This is a genomic window from Streptomyces sp. NPDC012827 (assembly GCF_042900905.1).
GTDB classification, from domain to species: Bacteria; Actinomycetota; Actinomycetes; order Streptomycetales; family Streptomycetaceae; genus Streptomyces; species Streptomyces gulbargensis.
Genome location: NZ_JBIBBY010000003.1, coordinates 345,090 through 362,358, shown reverse-complemented (window position 1 = coordinate 362,358; position 17,269 = coordinate 345,090). Strand labels below are relative to the sequence as shown.

General features: G+C 74.1%; 16 protein-coding genes and 1 pseudogene. 12 read left to right on the top strand and 5 right to left on the bottom strand.

Going from position 1 to position 17,269, the window contains the following annotated elements:
• Positions 1 to 38 precede the first annotated feature (38 nt).
• Entirely contained in the window at positions 39 to 758 is a 720-nt protein-coding gene (locus ACFY60_RS08215) for a DNA-binding response regulator (RefSeq protein ID WP_388608862.1), read from the bottom strand.
• Positions 759 to 975: 217 nt separating this feature from the next.
• Between ACFY60_RS08215 and ACFY60_RS08210 the strand changes: the two genes are divergently transcribed.
• The 4 genes from ACFY60_RS08210 to ACFY60_RS08195 all read left to right on the top strand — a co-directional run bounded on the left by ACFY60_RS08210 (position 976) and on the right by ACFY60_RS08195 (position 6,840).
• A complete protein-coding gene (locus ACFY60_RS08210; RefSeq protein WP_388608860.1) occupies positions 976 to 2,694 on the top strand; it encodes a von Willebrand factor type A domain-containing protein in 1,719 nt (572 codons plus the stop codon).
• Between the two features lie 62 nt (positions 2,695 to 2,756).
• Positions 2,757 to 3,224, top strand: a complete 468-nt coding sequence (locus tag ACFY60_RS08205) for a DUF1772 domain-containing protein (RefSeq protein WP_388608857.1) — start codon at positions 2,757 to 2,759, stop codon at positions 3,222 to 3,224.
• A gap of 326 nt (positions 3,225 to 3,550) precedes the next feature.
• On the top strand, positions 3,551 to 4,486 hold the full coding sequence (locus ACFY60_RS08200; RefSeq protein ID WP_388609219.1) for a BTAD domain-containing putative transcriptional regulator: 936 nt from the start codon (positions 3,551 to 3,553) through the stop codon (positions 4,484 to 4,486).
• A gap of 194 nt (positions 4,487 to 4,680) precedes the next feature.
• A complete protein-coding gene (locus tag ACFY60_RS08195) occupies positions 4,681 to 6,840 on the top strand; it encodes a helix-turn-helix domain-containing protein (RefSeq protein ID WP_388608855.1) in 2,160 nt (719 codons plus the stop codon).
• A gap of 123 nt (positions 6,841 to 6,963) precedes the next feature.
• Here ACFY60_RS08195 and ACFY60_RS08190 read toward each other — a convergent pair whose 3' ends face one another.
• A complete protein-coding gene (locus ACFY60_RS08190; protein ID WP_388608853.1) occupies positions 6,964 to 8,346 on the bottom strand; it encodes an IS701 family transposase in 1,383 nt (460 codons plus the stop codon).
• Between the two features lie 329 nt (positions 8,347 to 8,675).
• On the opposite strand from ACFY60_RS08190, the gene crcB (ACFY60_RS08185) reads away from it, so the two are divergent.
• Together crcB (ACFY60_RS08185) and crcB (ACFY60_RS08180) are read left to right on the top strand one after the other, a co-directional pair.
• The gene (gene crcB / locus ACFY60_RS08185; RefSeq protein WP_388608851.1) at positions 8,676 to 9,083 is read left to right on the top strand and encodes a fluoride efflux transporter CrcB; all 408 of its coding nucleotides are present in this window, start codon (positions 8,676 to 8,678) and stop codon (positions 9,081 to 9,083) included.
• On the top strand, positions 9,080 to 9,436 hold the full coding sequence (gene crcB, locus ACFY60_RS08180) for a fluoride efflux transporter CrcB (protein WP_388608849.1): 357 nt from the start codon (positions 9,080 to 9,082) through the stop codon (positions 9,434 to 9,436). The genes crcB (ACFY60_RS08185) and crcB (ACFY60_RS08180) overlap by 4 nt, the downstream gene beginning before the upstream one ends.
• A gap of 101 nt (positions 9,437 to 9,537) precedes the next feature.
• Here the strand turns inward: crcB (ACFY60_RS08180) and pucL are convergent, their stop codons facing one another.
• The 3 genes and pseudogenes from pucL to ACFY60_RS08165 form a co-directional block, all read right to left on the bottom strand.
• Positions 9,538 to 10,458: a factor-independent urate hydroxylase gene (pucL, locus tag ACFY60_RS08175; protein WP_388608848.1), complete on the bottom strand. Its 921-nt coding sequence runs from the start codon at positions 10,456 to 10,458 to the stop codon at positions 9,538 to 9,540.
• A 239-nt stretch (positions 10,459 to 10,697) separates the two neighbouring features.
• Positions 10,698 to 11,635 (bottom strand): annotated as a pseudogene (locus ACFY60_RS08170) (DNA glycosylase AlkZ-like family protein); the annotation flags it as partial.
• An 84-nt stretch (positions 11,636 to 11,719) separates the two neighbouring features.
• Positions 11,720 to 12,103, bottom strand: coding sequence for a VOC family protein (locus ACFY60_RS08165; RefSeq protein ID WP_388608845.1), 384 nt, complete (start codon positions 12,101 to 12,103; stop codon positions 11,720 to 11,722).
• 142 nt (positions 12,104 to 12,245) lie between these two features.
• Here ACFY60_RS08165 and ACFY60_RS08160 point away from each other — a divergent pair, with 142 nt between their 5' ends.
• From ACFY60_RS08160 to ACFY60_RS08135, 6 genes are all read left to right on the top strand, one after another.
• Positions 12,246 to 12,791 carry a hypothetical protein gene (locus ACFY60_RS08160; protein WP_388608843.1) on the top strand — a complete coding sequence of 182 codons (546 nt, stop codon included), beginning with the start codon at positions 12,246 to 12,248 and terminating at the stop codon, positions 12,789 to 12,791.
• A 77-nt stretch (positions 12,792 to 12,868) separates the two neighbouring features.
• On the top strand, positions 12,869 to 13,705 hold the full coding sequence (locus tag ACFY60_RS08155) for a DUF4097 domain-containing protein (protein ID WP_388608841.1): 837 nt from the start codon (positions 12,869 to 12,871) through the stop codon (positions 13,703 to 13,705).
• Between the two features lie 235 nt (positions 13,706 to 13,940).
• On the top strand, positions 13,941 to 14,945 hold the full coding sequence (locus ACFY60_RS08150) for an ATP-binding cassette domain-containing protein (RefSeq protein ID WP_388608840.1): 1,005 nt from the start codon (positions 13,941 to 13,943) through the stop codon (positions 14,943 to 14,945).
• A complete protein-coding gene (locus ACFY60_RS08145) occupies positions 14,942 to 15,733 on the top strand; it encodes an ABC transporter permease (protein WP_388608839.1) in 792 nt (263 codons plus the stop codon). The genes ACFY60_RS08150 and ACFY60_RS08145 overlap by 4 nt, the downstream gene beginning before the upstream one ends.
• Before the next feature lie 53 nt (positions 15,734 to 15,786).
• Positions 15,787 to 17,034, top strand: coding sequence for a cytochrome P450 (locus ACFY60_RS08140; protein WP_388608837.1), 1,248 nt, complete (start codon positions 15,787 to 15,789; stop codon positions 17,032 to 17,034).
• Positions 17,035 to 17,038: 4 nt separating this feature from the next.
• Positions 17,039 to 17,260: a ferredoxin gene (locus ACFY60_RS08135; RefSeq protein WP_388608834.1), complete on the top strand. Its 222-nt coding sequence runs from the start codon at positions 17,039 to 17,041 to the stop codon at positions 17,258 to 17,260.
• The last annotated feature ends 9 nt before the right edge of the window (positions 17,261 to 17,269 follow it).

The following is a 17,269-nucleotide window of genomic DNA, read 5'->3' as shown; positions in this document are numbered from 1 at the left end:
CGCGCCGGGCGGGGTCACGGTGCCCACCGCCCCCGCGCTCACAGCCAGCCTCTCCGAGCCGCTTCCGCACCCGCGCGGAAGCGGCTCGTCGTCCCCAGAGCCGCCATCAACTCGCCCACCCTGCGGCTGTAGGTGCGCGCCGACATACCGAGCCGGGCCGCCGCCGTCTCGTCCGTCACACCGGAGACGAGCGCTTCCAGGACCGGCCGCAGCTGTGGGGGCGGCTCCCGTGACGGGGACGGACGCGGCCGTACGTACGCCGGGTCCTCGGCCGCCGCCCAACTGAGGTGGTGCACGCGGACCAGCGCCTGCACCACCACCGGGTCCCGGATGAGCAACAGCCCGTTGTACAGCAGCTCCAGATCGAGCGGGACCGCCGCCACCGTCCGGTCGACCAGGATCATCTTGAACGGGATCGCCTCGGCCAGCCGCGCCCGGCCCGGGACCGGCGGCCCGTCCGCCAGTCGGGGCAGCGCGTGCCGGGGAACGATCCGCCGCACCTCGCCGGCCCGCTCCGCCGCCGCCCGCATGCACGCTCCCGCCAGCTCCAGGAACGGCTCGGGGATGGCACAGTCCGCGGAGGCCACCGGGTCGTCGAAGGTCAGCAGCTCGTGCCGGGTGGAGGCGGCCAGCCCGGCGAGCACGGCACTGATCCGCCGCGCGCCCCGGACCGGACGCCCCGCGGGCCGCTGTCCCTCGGTCGCGGCCCGGTTCATCGCCGACCGGGCGAGCATCACGGAGCCCGCACTCTCTGCCACCGCTGACCACCCCCGACCGATCGATGTCCACTCCATGTACGCATGTGACTGCACACGGTGACAACCCCTGTTGAAAACTATGGCGAATCCATGCCACCCCGGCCTGTCCCCCTCGCCGTTGCCACATCGAGATCCATCCGCAACCCCGTCGACGGCTCCGCCCCGGCCCCCCGTTCGTCACAGTCACACGAGCCCACACAAGTCAGGGGGAGACCGGATGGACCGAACCGAACGAACGACGGAGACGGCGGGGACCACGGGGACGGCGGGTACGGCGGGGACGGCGGAGTTGGCGCAGATGGCGGGGACGGCGGCGGCAACCGCGGAGCGGGGAAGTCCCCCGCCGGCCTCCCGCCGCCCCCGCCGTACCCGGCGCGCCGCCGCCCTGCTCGCGGCGCTGCTCGCGACCGGCCTGGCCCTGTCCGGCTGCGCCGGGGACGGCACGGCGCCCACGACGAGCGACGGCCACCGCGCCCCGCTGGTGCCCGACGGCGGCAAGGGCCCGGCCGCCCCCGACGGCGCCTCCCCGCACCCGGAGGGCGAGCAGCGCGCGCCGAGCCACGCGCCCGACTACCTGTCCACCTTCGCCCTGGACGTCGACACCGCCTCGTACGGCTACGCCCGCCGCACCCTCGCCGAGGGGCGGCTGCCCGCCCCGGCGACCGTGCGCCCCGAGGAGTTCGTCAACAGCTTCCGCCCCGACTACCCGCGCCCGGCCGACGACGGCTTCAGCGTCACCCTCGACGGGGCTCGCGGCGATGCCGACGGCTGGTCCCTGGTCCGGGTCGGGCTCGCCACGCGCGGCGCGGACCGGCGGGGTCCGCGCCCGCCCGCCGCCCTGACCTTCGTCGTCGACGTCTCCGGATCGATGCGCGAGCCGGGCCGCCTCGACCTCGTCAAGCGGTCCCTGCGGCTGCTCGTCGGTGAACTCCGCGACGACGACGCGGTCGCGTTGGTCACCTTCAGCGCCGAGGCCGAGACCCGGCTGCCCATGACGCGCGTCGGAGAGGCCCGCGAACGCATCGGCGACCTGGTGGACTCCCTGGAGATCGGCGCCTCGACCAACGTCGAGGCGGGTGTCCGCACCGGCTACGACGTCGCCGTCGAGGGCCACCGGGAGGGTGCCACCAACCGGGTCGTCCTGCTCTCCGACGCCCTCGCCAACACCGGCGAGACCGGAGCCGAGGGGATCCTCGCCCGGATCGACGAGGAGCGCAGGACGCACGGCATCACCCTCTTCGGCGTCGGCGTCGGCAGCGACTACGGCGACGACCTGATGGAGCGCCTCGCCGACAAGGGCGACGGCCACACCACGTACGTCTCCACCGACGAGCAGGCCCGCAAGGTCTTCGTCGACCAGCTGCCCGCCCAGGTCGAACTGCGCGCCCGCGACGCCAAGGCGCAGGTCGCCTTCGAGCGGGCGACCGTGGAGAAGTTCCGGCTGATCGGCTACGAGAACCGGGAGGTCGCCGACGAGGACTTCCGCGACGACCGGGTGGACGGTGGTGAGATCGGCGCGGGCCACACCGTCACGGCCCTCTACGCGGTCAAGACCCGGCCCGGCGCCTCCGGACGGGTCGCCACCGCCACCGTCCGCTGGCTCGACCCCGAAAGCCGGCAGCCGCGCGAGCGCTCCGGCACCGTGGGGACCGGGGCCCTCACCGCCGCCATCTGGGGCCCCGGCCACGACAGCCTGCAAGTGACCGCCGTCGCCGCGTACTTCGCGGACGCCCTGCGCGGCGGGGACCTGCCGGGCGCACCGGGCCTCGCCGCGCTCGCGGAGCGGGCCGACGCCATCGCCGCGCGTTCCGGCTCGGCCGTGGTGCGCGAGCTGGCCGAGGCCGTGCGGCAGGCGGAGCGGCTGCGTGCACCCGAGCCGGCCGGTGAAGGCGGAGCCGGCGAAGGGGAGATGAGGTCGGGCGACCCGTACGCCTGACCCGGTTCCTGGTTCGTACAGGTATCCGGTGCGTCCGGCGGCCGAGGCGGCATCATGAGGCCATGTCCTCCCTGCTGCTCGCCCTCGCCGTCGGATGCGCCGGTCTCTACGCCGGGTTCATGCTCATCTTCGCGACCGGCGTCATGCCCGCGCTGGCCCGGCTGGCCGACGCGGAGTTCGTCACGGCGATGCGCCGGATCAACGAGTACGTTCCGAGGCCCCTGTTCCTCGCCGTCTTCCTCGGCGCGGTCGCCTTCCCGCTCGCCGCGTTCCTCGTCCCGGCGGAGGGCCGGACCGGCATCCAGAAGTGGCTGGTCCTCGCGGGGCTCGTCTGCGCGGCCCTCAACCACGCCGTCACCCTCGGCGGAAACGTCCCGCTCAACACCGCGCTGGCGGCCTCGGAAGCCGCGGGCGGGGACCCGGCCGCCGTCCGCGCCGGCTTCGAACGCCGCTGGAACACCTTCCACCGCGTGCGTACCGCGCTGATCACCCTCGCCTTCGGACTCCTCACCGCGGCGGCCGTGCTCTAGCGGGTGTACGGGCCGCCCGGCGGGGGCCGCCGGCCGGGGAACCGTACCCGGCCGTCTGTTTATGGCGCGATCTCGCGGGTCGGCTCTCGGCGCGCCTCCGCAAGGACCCTGCGAAAGCGTACTCCCAAGTCCGAAAGCTGCTGTTCACCTCCGTCGGGTCTGCGCCACTGACGATTTACCGACGGTTTTATATCGGCACAAAGAGGGTGAATCACCCCGATATCCAACCTGGGGATTCCATACCTTCCGGTTTCTTATTGACATGCCTACGGGGGTCTTTTCTAATCAACGAGGGTCATCCCACGTTGAGGCACTGAGGGGGCATGGTGGACGTCCGGATCCTGGGGGGACTGTCGGTCCGTGAGAACGGGGTGTCGATCACTCCGACGGCGGCGGCGCCACGCCAGCTGCTCGCCCTGCTCACGGCCAACGCCGACCAGGTCGTACCGGTGACCGTCCTCACCGAGGAGCTGTGGCCGTCGGGCGCCCCGCGTGCCGCCCGCGCCGAACTCCAGGGGTACATAGCCGAGCTGCGCGCGCTCATCGCACGCGCCCTGCGCGGCTTCGCCCCGGCGGAACCCGCCCCCGGCTGGGCGGAGCGGCGCTCCGCGGACGCCATCCTCGTCTCCCAGCCCGGCGGCTACCGGCTCGACACCGGCGGCGGCCTGCACGACGTCTGGCAGTTCGAGCGCGCGGCCGGTGCCGGTTACCGAGCCATGGAGGCCGGCGACCTCGCGCGCGCCGCCCTCCGCCTCGGCGAGGCCCTCGCCCTCTGGCGCGGCGAGCCCTACGCGGGTGTGGCCGCGGGCCCCCGGCTGCGTCTGGAGATCGAGCGCCTCGAAGCCTCCCGGCTCAGCGTGCTCGACCAGTGGGTGGAGGCTCAGCTCGGCCTCGGCCGGCACGCCGAACTCCTCTCCGAACTCCCCGGGCTCGTCGCCCGCTACCGCACCAACGAGCCCCTGCACGCCCACCTCATGGTGGCGCTGCTGCGCTGCGGCCGGCACGACGAGGCCCTCGCCGTGTACGAGGGGCTCCGCGCGACGCTGCACCGGGACGGCGGCATGGAGCCCTCGGCCCGGCTGCGCCGGCTGCACCGTTCCGTCCTCGCCCTGCGGAACACCGCGGGCCGCAGCGCGTACGCGCTGGTCACCGCCACCGGACCGCAGGGCCCGCAGCTCGCGCAGAGCGCCCAGACGCCCTACGTACCCGCGCAGTACAGCCCCGCACGCCACCGGCTCGTCCCCGCGGGCTCGCCCGTCTGACGGCCCTCCGGTGCGGCGCCCCGACCCCGCTGACGGCACCTCACGTCGGCTGCCGGCAGGCCCCTCCGGCGGGCCGGCGGGAATGAAGTGCCACAGGTCACCGTTGACCGGCTTCCCGAGCCGAATTAGTTTCGGCGAGGAGTACGGGTTTCCTCCCTGGTGCCCGATTTCGCTGGACTACGGGGGTTGGACTGATGAACGCGTACGGCGCTGACGGTGACGGCGGTGCCGACGACGCGCTGCTCATGGTCCTCGAACTCCTCGCGGGCCACACCCCGCACGGCACCTCCGCACCGCCCGGCTCCCCGATCGCACCCGGCCCGCACGGCACCTCCGCCCCACCCGGCTCCCGCGCCCCGCACCGCCCGGCCGACGACGCGGCGCTCGACGACCTCCTCGGCGGTCTCGTCGCACGGGCCCGCCGCCGCGGCGCCCCCGCCGCCGAACTCGACCGCCTGACACGGGCCGTGCGCCTCGCCGAGGACATCCGCGCCGAACGCGCCGACGCCGCCCGGCGCGAGGCCGCGCTCACCACCCTCACCGACACCGCCCGCGACCTCACCTTCTCGTACGACCTGGACAGCCAGCTGCGCCTGATCACCCGCCGCGCCCGGAGCCTGCTCGGCCTCGATATGGCCTACGTGACACTGCGCGGCCCCCACGGCGCCTGCTACATCCGCACCACCGAGGGCTCCCGCACCGGCCCGGACACCGGACCGGGCCTCGGACTCGTCGCCGGACTGCGGCTCGCGGAGGGCAACTGCCTCGGCAGCGTCGTCCAGCGCGAGGGCGAACCGGTCTGGACCCCCGACTACCCGGCCGACGAGCGCTTCTCCCTCGCCGACACCGCCATCGGCGCGGACGCCGCCGACCCCGGCGACGCGGCCGTACGGGCCGAGGGCCTGCGCGCCATCATGGCTGTACCGCTGCGCAGCGGCGACGCGGTGATCGGCGCCCTGTACGGGGCGGACCGGCGTGTCCGGGAGCACACCCCGCAGGAGATCGCGCTCCTCTCCGCCCTCGCCGACCTCGCGGCCCTCGCGGTCGAGAAGGCCGGGCTCCTCGACCGCACCCGCGCCGAGGTCTCCGAACTGGAGCGGGACAGCTCCCGCGTCCGCACCAGCCTCACCCGCATGCGGCACGTCAGCGAGGCCCACAGCCGCATCATGAACCTCGTTCTCGCGGGCGGCGACCTGTGCAACGTGGCCAAGGCCGCCGGCGACGCCCTCGACGCGACCGTGATGATCCGCGACCCCGGCGGCCGGTGCCTGGCCACCACGGGCGGGGCCGGCATACCCGATCTGGACGAGGAGGCCGTCGCCAAGGCCTCGCTCGACGCGCACGCCCGCCGCCGGCCCGTCCTCGCCGGCGAGGACACCTGGGTCGCCCCGGTCATCGCCGGCTCCGAGGACCTCGGCGGCCTCGTCATCCGCGCCGCCAGCGGACTGACCGGCGAGGACGAGCGACTCGTGGAACTGGCCGCCCAGTCCGTCGCGTTCCTCCTCCTCATGCGGCGCTCCACGGCCGTCGCCGAGGGCCCCGTCCGCGACGAGCTCCTCGACGACCTCATCGCCGACCCGCCGCACGCCCCGCAGCAGATCGCCCAGCGGGCCCGCCGCCTCGGCGTCGATCTGCGCAAACCGCACGTCCTCGTGGTCGCCAGGCCCGAGGGCGGCGAGCAGGGCCGCGCCGTGGTGTGGGCCTCCTCGTACGCCTACCGGCTCTCCGGCCTGAAGACCGTGCAGGGCGGCTGCATCGTGCTGCTGCTGCCCGGCCTGGACCCCTCGGCCGCCGCGAAGGCCGTCTCCGAGGAACTCTCCCCGCTCCTCGGCCACCCCGTCTCGGTCGCCGCCGCCGGGCCGGGGCACAGCCCCGACGGGGTCGGCGCCCTGTACGCGGAGGCCGGACGCTGCCTCGACGCCATGAGCGCCCTCGGCGGCACCGGCTCCGCCGCGGCCGTCCAGGACCTCGGCTTCCTCGGGATGCTGCTCTCCGACGACCACGACGTGGACGGCTTCGTGGAGAACGCGATCGGGCCCGTCCTGGACTACGACGCCGAGCGGTTCACCGACCTGACCCGCACCCTGGAGGCGTACTTCGCCTCCGGAGGCAGCCCCACCAACGCGGCCGAGGCGCTGCACGTCCACCCCAACACCGTCTCCCGCCGCCTGGAGCGGATCGGTGAACTCCTCGGCCCCGAATGGCAGAAGCCCGGCCAGGTCCTGGAGGTGCAGCTCGCCCTGCGGCTCCAGCGCACCCGCGAGGTCCTCGCCCGCCGCCGCGCCGCCACCCACCCCACCCGCCCCGCGGGCCACCCGCCGGCCGCACCGGCCTCCGCCGGCCCCCCGGACTGACCCGGGTCGAGGGAGGGCGAGCGATCCCCGGCACCCTGCCCGGATACGTACCCGCCCGGTCCACCCCGGCGGCCGGTCCGGGGGCGAACCCTGGCCCGCGCCCCCGGTGCGTACCCGTCCGGTCTACCCCGCGGCCAGTCCGGGGGCGAACCCCGGCACCCTGCCCGGACCCGTGGCCGTCCCGTACGCCGCCGCGTCGCCCTCCGGGGCCAGCAGCTTCGCCGCGTGGGCCGCCGACGCCAGGGTGATGTGCCGGTGCCAGCCACGGAACGAGCGGCCCACGAAGTCCCGCAGCCCCGCCCCCTCGCCGACCGCCGCGAAGTCGCGCTCCACGCGCCGCGCGAGCTTGGTAAGCCGCACCAGCGACCCCACCGGCGAACTCGTCAGATCGCTCAGCCACACCCGGGCCGGCCCGCGCCGCGGGTCGTCCCACTCGCCCAGCAGCGTCAGCGGCCGCATCCGCTCCCCGGCAGGCATCGGCAGCGCCACACGGACCGCCGTCGCCAGCGAGGTGCGGGAGGTCGGCGTACCGGCCACCGTGTCCACCCAGCTCACCGGCCTGCGCAGCCCCCGCAGCGACTCCAGGATCTGCTGGGCGGGCAGCGGGCCCGCGCCGAAGCCGGGCAGCGACCGGTCCGCGATGGCGAGCCGCGACCCGGCGCCGATCCGCGCCACCACCGGCACCCCGGCCGCCGCCAGCCGGCTCAGCGCGGGCCGGCCCGCACCGCCCCGGATGTCGAGGAGGACCGGCTTGCGGGTGACGTCGCTCCACCGGGCGGTGTCGAGCGCCGCGGCGACCGCGCACTCCTCCAGCGTCTCCTCGCCCGCCTCGCGCGGAACCTCCGCGCGGTCACGGCGCGTCGGGTCGTTGACCCACGGATCGGGCAGGAAGAGACGCCAGTTGACGGGCGCGCTCAGCTCGTCGCTCGCGAACCACACACCGAAGGCCTGCTGACCGTGGAAGACCTGCCCGCGCTCCGGGTCGAAGCGCCGGTCCACGCCGACGGAGTGCTCCCCCGCCTTCGGGATCGGCATGGGCCGCACCACCCAGGCCTGCGGGCAGCCGCTCCGCTCCAGGAAGCGGGCGAGCGAGGCCCGCATGGGCTGCCAGTCCCAGGTGGAGCTGGAGATGAAGTGGTGGAGGCTCTGCTCGGCCGCCGGCCCGCCTATCTGGGCGGCGATGTTCCGGATGGACTTGCGGCCCTGCGCGGTGAGCAGCCCGTGCAGGTACTGCTCGGCCTTCAGGCGCTGGTCGCGCCGCGCGAAGCCGGAGAACAGCGTGGTGCACAGCTCGGCGTAGACGTCCTCGTCGGTACGGCCACGGGCCGCGCCGGCGGTACGCGGCCGGGAGCCGGCGGCGGCCCCCGTACGGGAGCCGGTGTTCGAGGCCGAACGGGCTCCGGCACCGGTGCGGGCCGCGCCGACGGTACGGACGCCCGGCCCGGGAACGGTCAGGGGAACGGCCCCGGAGGCGCCCCTGCGCTTGGTTGCGACGGATGTACTCACGACACTCCTGCCCGAAGGTTTCGCAGCTCCCTCCCGCTGCCCCTCCACAGTCACCCGGGGACACCCCTCCCGACGAGGTGGACCCGGCACCCGAATCGGGCCCCCGATGGTGGCCGGACCACCGCCCCCCGCAGCCCCCGGTAACGGGCCGAACAGCCCGCGCGGGGATCTGACAGACTCACCCGACCCGCTTTGACCCGTCGCGCTCCGTGGCCGGACCATCGCAGAGCGAGGCCGCACGGGCCGGCCGCCGGTTAATGCCCCAGGCCGGCGACCGCGCCCGTGCGCCTCGCGTCGGCGGCCCGCCACCACCCCCGTAACCTGGGGACATGCAGCCGCGCGGTCAGTTTCCGGTCGTCGGGGCGGTCGCGGTCGGCGGCGCCCTCGGGGCCGCCGCGCGCTACGGGGCGGCCCTCGCCTGGCCCACGCCGGCCGGCGCCTTCCCCTGGACCACCTTTCTCGTCAACGCCTCCGGCTGCGCCGCTCTCGGCGTGCTGATGGTCCTCGTCACCGAGGTCATGGAGTCACCGAATCCGCTTCTCCGGCCGTTCCTCGGCACCGGGTTCTGCGGGGGCTTCACCACCTTCTCCGCGTACGCGCTCGACACGCAGCGACTGCTGGCCGGCGGGGACCCCGCGCGCGGCCTGCTGTATGCGGGGGGAACGCTGCTGACGGCCCTCGTCGCGGTCGCGGCGGGCGTCGCCGCGGCCCGTGCGGCCTGGGGGAGGGCGCGGTGAACTGGCTGGCCGTCGTCCTCGGCGCCGCCGTCGGCGCGCCGCTGCGGTACCTCGCCGACCGCGCGCTCCGCGCCCGCTGCGGATCCGCCTTTCCCTGGGGCACGTTCGCGGTCAACGTCGCGGGCTCGTTCGTCCTCGGCCTGGTCGCCGGGACCACCACGGCCCGCGCCCAACTGCTGCTCGGCACCGGCCTGTGCGGTGCCCTCACCACGTACTCGACCTTCTCGTGGGAGACGCTGAAACTGTACGAGGACGGGGCGAAGCGCCTCGCCGTCCTGAACGTGGCGGGCAGCCTGGCCGCCGGCCTCGGAGCCGTATGGCTGGGAGTCGAGGCGGCGGCCGGGCTGCGGTGACGTGAGGAGTACCCGGCACGTCACGTGCGTCATCCGCGTCGCTCACGTCACGTGCCTCGCGTGTGCCGGGTGGTCCGGGTGCGCCGTGTGCGCACGGTGCGTCAGGCGGTGATCCAGTCGCTGGTCGCGATCACCGGCTGGACGCCGTCGCGGTGGACGGTGCCCTCGATGAGGCCGTACATCCGGTCGGCGGCGAAGTAGACCTCGTTGTCGTTCTTCAGGCCGAACGGCTCCAGGTCCACCAGGAAGTGGTGCTTGTTCGGCAGGTTGAGCCGCACCTCGTTGACCGTCGCGACATGGTCCAGGACCCGGTCGGCCATGGCGTGCAGGGTCTGCTGGAGCGAGTAGCTGTACGTCTCCGCGAACGCCTCCAGCAGATGCCGGCGCACCTTCGCGTACGAACGGTCCCAGTCGTGCCCGCCGTCCACCGCCGCCGAGGCCGAGTTCGCCCAGCGGGCCGTGACCTTGGTGGCGAGAATGCGGGCGTACGCCTCCTGGAGCGTCGTGTACTTGTCCTTGATGAAGCCGTGGAACTCGGAGTTGGTCGAGTTCATCACCGTCAGCTCCTTGAGACCGGAGAGGACCTGGAGCTGCCCGGTGTCCCGCGAGTAGGTGATCTGCGCGGTGCGGACCTCCTGGCCCTTGCGCACGAAGGAGTGCTGCTCCTTGCGCGTCGCCACCGGAATCCGCTCCCAGGTGAACTCCTCGACACGGATCTGCGCCTCGTGGACGACCGCCTGGGAGCTCACGAAGTGCTGGGCGAGGAGGATGCCGAAGGCCTCGGGGGAGTCCACCCCGTGCTCCTTGGCGAAGGCGTAGACCGTGTTCTTGGTGGTGTCGGTCGGCAGACAGTTGGCGTTGTCACCGGTCAGATGGACATCGCGGTACTCACCGCGCAGCGCCACCGACACGTTCAGGTCACGGAGCTCGTGCCAGGCACCGCCTTCACCCCTGCGGGTGATCTTCACGATGCGGTTCTCGGCCTTGCCGTACTGGTTCTGCGCCAGGACGTGCTTGCTCATGTGCTGTTCAGCTCCTGCGGGTACGCGGATACGGATATCCCGTACGCCCGGCGTCCAGCGCCCTTCGTCGGTCCTGCCGAGGGTGCGCTCCCCGCCGTCCGGCCCGCGCGTCGGGGCCGCCCCGGGACTGACGAGCATCCCGGTCCGTAGGTGTGGGCTCGAAGATAAGTGCGTTCCGGCCGACTGGCAATGGCCTCGCGGCAGTCAGCCGGGAGGCGTGCGCCGGCGCACGGGAGTCGCCCCCGGCCGAGCAGGCGGGTCTCGACCGCCGGGAGGCCCTTGGCCCACCAGTGGTCGTACCTCCGGTAGACACCGGGCTCGCGCGCCGCGAGCAGGGCGGACAGCGCCGCCGCCTCGGCCGCGAGCCCCTCCCACGCGTCCGGCGGCAGGCGACGGAACGCCGACGCCTCGATCCCGCCGTCCACCGGCCGCCACACACCGGCCACGTACCCGTCGGCCAGCAGCGTCGGCAGCACGTCACCGTTCACGCGTACGACGTGCCGGCGGTACGCGGGCGGGATCACCCGGCCCCGGTCGGCGTACGCCGGCAGGACGCTGTCCCACATGGCCATCAGGCGCGGCGGGGCCGGCGTGCCGGGGTCCGGCCGGGGGCGCCGGGGATGTCGTACAGCACCGCCCCGGCGGGCCCCGGAACCTGCTCCACGCGCGTGCCGAGCGCCCGCACGGCGGCCCGCGCCCGGTGCTGCTGGACCAGCGCGAACCGGCCGATGTCCGCGACGGAGGCGGGGCCGAAGCCCTCCAGGTAGCGCAGCACGAGGGCCGCCAGGCCGCCGGCCGCCGCTTCGGGATCGGCCAGGACCGGCCTGTCGGCCGCCGCCACGAAGGACTGCGCGGTGCCGAAGGACCACGGCGGCCCGGTGGGGGCGTGCCACAGCGGCGCGTACTGCCGCAGCATCCGCCAGGCCACCGGGGCCAGAGGCCCGGCGCCCACCGTCCGCTCCATCCAGGCGCGCAACTCGGCCCCGGTACGCGGGACTTCCGCGTACGCCGGCAGGCCGGGCAGCAGGGCGTCGGCGTCCGCGGCCGTCAGCCCGGCGCCGGTGAACCGTGCGTCGCCGAGCCGGGCGCCGCGCAGCGTCGGCTCCACCGCCTCCCGGAAGATGCGGTAGTTCGCCGCGTGCACCAGGTGCGGAGTGACCCGCATCAGCGTCGACCGACCACACGGAATCCGGCCACGTCCGTGTCGAAACCGGCGCCCGATGCTGCCCGGGGACGCCGGCCCCGGTGGCGCGGCCGTACGTCAGAGGGGCCGGACGCGGCTGCGCAGGAGGCAGAACTCGTTCCCCTCGGGGTCCGCCAGGACATGCCAGCTCTCGCTGCCGGTCTGGCCCACGTCGGCGGGCCGCGCGCCGAGCGCGAGCAGGCGCTCCAGCTCGGCGTCCTGGTCGTGGTCGGTGGGGCTGACGTCGATGTGCAGGGGGAGCTTCGCGGCCTTCGGGTCACCGCTGGGGCTGAGGACGAGGGTGGGCCGGCCGTCGGCGGGGCCCGCGCCGGGCGGCCCGATCTCGATGGCTCCGTCCACGTCCCGGTCGAGTTCCACGTACCCGAGGACCCCGCTCCAGAAGGCGGCGAGCCGCTCGGGATCGGCGCAGTCGAGGACCAGTTCACTGATGCGGCATGCCATGCGGGGCAGTGTACGGAGCGGGGCGGGCGGCGCCGTGTTCATGGGTGCGTGTGGCGCCTCGTGGCGCCTTCGTGATGCCGCATGACACCACGTGGCGCCATTCGGGGTTGCAGTGGCGCCATTCTGGTGCCACTATAAAGCCATGGACCTGAACCCCTACGTCGCACACCTCCGCCAGGAGCTCGCCGTCGCCGCGAGCGCCGGCGGGGACGAGGCGCGCGAGCTGGCCGAGCGGCTGACCACTCCCCTGGAGTCGGCGGTCCGCCTGACCTTGCTGAACGCGCTCTCCGCCGCCTCGGACGAAATCACCCGCGAACTGGCGCCGGGGTCGGTCGACGTACGGCTGCGCGGGCTCGACCCCGAGTTCGTGGTGACGGTCCCGCCCGCGCCGGAGGCCCACGGGGCGGGACCCGACGAGCGGATGGCGCCCGTGGTGCCACCTGTGGCGCCATCGGCGCCAGCGGTGGGGGAGGGCGAGGAAGGCGGTGGCACCGCCCGGATCAACTTCCGTCTCCCCGCCCACCTCAAGGCCCGCGCCGAGGAGGCCGCCGGCCAGGAAGGGCTCTCCGTCAACGCCTGGCTCGTACGGGCCGTCTCCGCCGCCCTGGACCAGGGCGGCAGCCCCGCCGGGCCCCCCGCCCGCGCCCCCCGCGTCGGAGGCGACAGCTACCGGGGCTGGGCCCGCTAGCCGGCCACCCGGTTCCCCGGCCCGCGGGCCGCCCCGCACACCGCGCACACCACCAGAGCCACGAGGACGGGACAGCCATGCCTTCTTACGACACGCCCGGAGCCATCACCGCGGACCTCGACTTCGAGGTCGGCAACGTACGGATCACCGCGACCGAGCGCGCGGACACGGTCGTGCGGGTGCTGCCGAGCGACAGCAACGACGAGAACGACGTCCGGGTCGCGGAGCAGACCAAGGTCACGTACGCCAACGGCACCCTGACCGTGAAGGGCCCGAGAAAACGCTCCCTCTTCGGCAAGCACGGTTCGATCGACCTGACCGTCGACCTGCCCGCCGGCTCCCGCCTCCGCGCCGCCTCCCCGATCGGGCACTACACCGCCGAAGGACCCCTCGGCGACTGCCGCGTCAGAACCTCCCTCGGCGACATCTCCCTCGCGCAGACGGGCCCCGCGAACCTCCGCACCGGCCACGGCTCCGTCCGCGTCGAGCGCGTGGCGGGAGACGTGGAGATCCACGGCTCCGGTCCGATCGACCTCGGCGAGGTCACCGGCACGGCCACCGTCAAGAACGGCAACGGGGACACCACGGTCGACGAGATCACCGGCGACCTCAAGGTGAGCGCCGCCAACGGCCGCATCACCATCGGCGTCGCCCACGCCTCGGTCGAGGCCAGGTCCGCCAACGGAGCCATCCGCGTCCACGACGTGGCCCGGGGCGTGGTCCGGCTCCAGACGGCCGCCGACGACGTGGAGGTCGGCGTACGGAAGTCCACCGCCGCCTGGCTGGACGTCACCACCCGGCTCGGCTCCGTCCGCAACACCCTCGGCGCGGCCGAAGGCCCCGGCACCTCCGACGAGACGGTCGAGATCCACGCCCGCACCGGCGTCGGCGACATCGTGATCCGCCGCGCCTGACGCCCCGGGGCGCCACCCCGGCGTCCGGCCACCACCGGCGCCCTCCCTTCCGCCCTCCCTTCCACCCTCCCCCACCGAACCGACATCCCGGAGAACCGACTCGATGCGAGAGACCGCACGTTCCACGACACCCCCGCGAGGGCGTGCGCCGCCCCGGCGCACCTCGGGGAGGTCCCTCGTGCGGTCCCCCGTGCCCACGTCGCCTCCGGGCCCACACCCCAGGAGACGTCACCGCATGCCCGCCACGCCCACACCCGCGCCCGCCACCCTCACCACGCCACCGGCGATCTCCGCCCTCGGCCTGCGCAAGTCGTACGGCGACAAGGTCGTCCTCGACGGCATCGACCTGCGGATCGCCGAAGGTTCGGTCTTCGCCCTCCTCGGGCCCAACGGTGCCGGCAAGACGACCACCGTCGAGATCCTCTCCACCCTCATCCGGCCCGACGCCGGCACGGCACACGTCGCCGGACACGACCTGGAGCACGACCCCGCCGGGGTGCGCGCCGCGATCGGTGTCACCGGCCAGTTCGCGGCGGTCGACCAGCTCCTCCACGCCGAGGAGAACCTGCTCCTCATGGCGGACCTCCAGCACCTGCCGCGCCGTGAGGGCCGCCGCCGCGCCGGCGAGCTGCTGGAGCGCTTCGAACTCACCGCCGCCGCCCGCAAGCCGGTCTCCACCCTCTCCGGCGGCATGCGCCGCAAGCTCGACCTCGCCATGACCCTGGTCGGCGACCCGCGCGTCATCTTCCTCGACGAGCCGACCACCGGACTCGACCCGCGCAGCCGCCGCACCATGTGGGAGATCATCCGCGGCCTCGTCACCGAACAGCGCGTCACCGTCTTCCTGACCACCCAGTACCTGGAGGAGGCGGATCAGCTCGCCGACCGCATCGCCGTCCTCGACCGGGGACGCCTGGTCGCCGAAGGCACCGCCGACGAACTCAAACGGCTCGTCCCCGGCGGCCACATCCGCCTCCGCTTCTCCTACCCGGGTCAACTCGACATCGCCGCACACCACTTCGGGGTCTCCACCCGGGACGAGGACGAGCTGACCCTGCGCGTCCCCGGCGACGGCGGCGTCGAGACCCTGCGCGCCGTGCTCGACGTCCTGGACGGCGCCGGCCTCCGGCCCGAATCGCTGACCGTGCACACCCCCGACCTCGACGACGTGTTCCTCACCCTGACCGGCGCCGGCCACACCCCCGGCGCGGCCGGCTCCCGGAAGGAGACCACCCGATGAGCAGCCTCGCCCACGCCGCGGCCGACTCGATGACCATGCTCCGGCGCAACCTCACCCACGCCCTGCGCTATCCGGCCATGACGGTCTCGGTCGTCGCCATGCCCGTCATGATGCTGCTGCTGTTCACCTACGCCTTCGGCGGCGCCCTCGGCGCCGGCATCGGGGCGGCGCCAGGAGGAGACGGCGCCTACATCGACTACCTCGCGCCCGGCATCATCCTCATGACCGCCACCGCCGGATCGGTGGCCACGGCCGTCGGCGTCTGCGTCGACATGACCGAGGGCATCGTCAACCGCTTCCGCACCATGTCGATCTCCCGCGCCGCCTTCCTCACCGGTCATGTCGCCGGCAGCGTCGTCCAGACGCTGATCGCCCTGGCCCTGGTCATCGGCGTCGCCCTCGCCATCGGCTTCCGCCCCGACGCCACCGCCGTCGAATGGCTCGCCGCGTTCGGCCTCCTCGCCTTCCTCGCCCTGGGCCTCACGTGGCTGTCGGCCGGCATAGGCCTCGTCGCCAGGACCCCCGAGTCCGCCAGCAACACGCCCCTGCCGCTGACCTTCCTGCCCTTCCTCGGCAGCGCCGTCGTACCGACCGACTCGATGCCGACCGCGCTGCGCTGGTTCGCCGAGTACCAGCCCTTCACCCCCGCCATCGAAACGCTGCGCGGCCTGCTCATGGGCACGCCCATCGGCAACAGCGGATACCTGGCGCTGGCCTGGTGCGCCGGCCTCACCCTGGTCGGCTACCTCTGGTCGCGCTCCGCCTTCGGCCGCTCCGCGAAGCGCTGACCCCCGCAGCCCGTCCCGTAGTTCCCCGCACGTCACTCTCCACGGAGGACCTCATGCAGAACGAAGCGACGCCCCACCGGACCACGCCCGCGACCACCCCGGCCACCGAGCCCGTGGCGGAACTCCCGACCCGGCGCGCCCCCGGCTGCCCCTTCGACCCGCCCGCCGGCCTCGCCCCGCTCCGTGAACGGAGCCCGCTGACCCGGATGACGTACCCCGACGGACACGTCGGCTGGCTCGCCACCGGACACGCCGCGGTCCGCGCGGTCCTCGGCGACCCCCGGTTCAGCTCACGGTACGAACTGATGCACCACCCCCTGCCCGGCGGCCCCGAGGGCCCGCTCGACCCCGCCCCGGTCGGCGACATGACCGGCATGGACGCCCCCGAGCACACCCGCTACCGACGGCTCCTGGCGGGGAAGTTCACCGTGCGGCGGATGCGGCGACTGGAGTCCCGGGTACGGGAGATCGTCGCCGAGTACCTGGACGCCCTGGAGCGCCGCGGCCCGGGCACCGACCTGGTCGACGCCTACGCCAAGCCCATACCCGCGCTCGTGATCTGCGAGCTGCTGGGTGTGCCGTACGCCGACCGCGAGCGTTTCCAGGACCACGCCCACACGCTCATGTCGGCGGAGGAGACACCGGAGAACCGGTACGCGGCCATGGTGGGACTCGAGCGGTACATGGGCGAACTCGTCACCGCCCAGCGCGCCGAGCCCACCGACGACCTGCTCGGCGACCTCGCCCGCGACTCCGACCTCAGCGACGAGGAACTGGTCGGCATCGGCGCCTTCCTGCTCGCGGCGGGACTCGACACCACCGCCAACATGATCGCGCACGGCACCTTCGCACTGCTCTCGCACCCCGCCCAGGCCGACGCCCTGCGCACCGACCCGGACCTCGCCCCCCAGGCCGTCGAGGAGCTGCTCCGCTACCTCAGCGTCGCCGCCACCGGCGTGCGGTCCGCGCGGGAGGACGTCGAGCTGGAGGGCCATCTGATCAGGGCGGGGGAGACGGTCACCCTCACCCTGGACGCCGCCAACCGGGACCCGCTGCGGTTCCCCGACCCCGACGTGCTCGACCTGCGCAGGAAGGCCACCGGGCATCTCGCCTTCGGCCACGGCATCCACCAGTGCCTCGGGCAGCAACTCGCCCGCGTGGAACTGACGATCGCCCTCCCCGCCCTGTTCACCCGCTTCCCGGACCTGCGCCTGGCCGTACCGGCCGACGAGATCCCCCTGCGCACGGACATGAACATCTACGGGGTGCACCGCCTCCCGGTGACCTGGAACGAGGCCTGATCCCATGGACGCCCCCGCCCCCGTCCGGGTCGACCGCGACCGCTGCGTCGGTTCCGGAATGTGCGCCCTGACCGCCCCCGCCGTCTTCGACCAGGACGACGAAGAGGGCCGGGTCCTCCTCCTGACCCCCCACCCCGCACCGAACGAATACCCGGCCGCCCGCCTCGCCGCCGGCCTCTGCCCCGCCTCGGCCATCACCCTCACACCCCGGCGGACGACCGGCTGACCCCCGCCC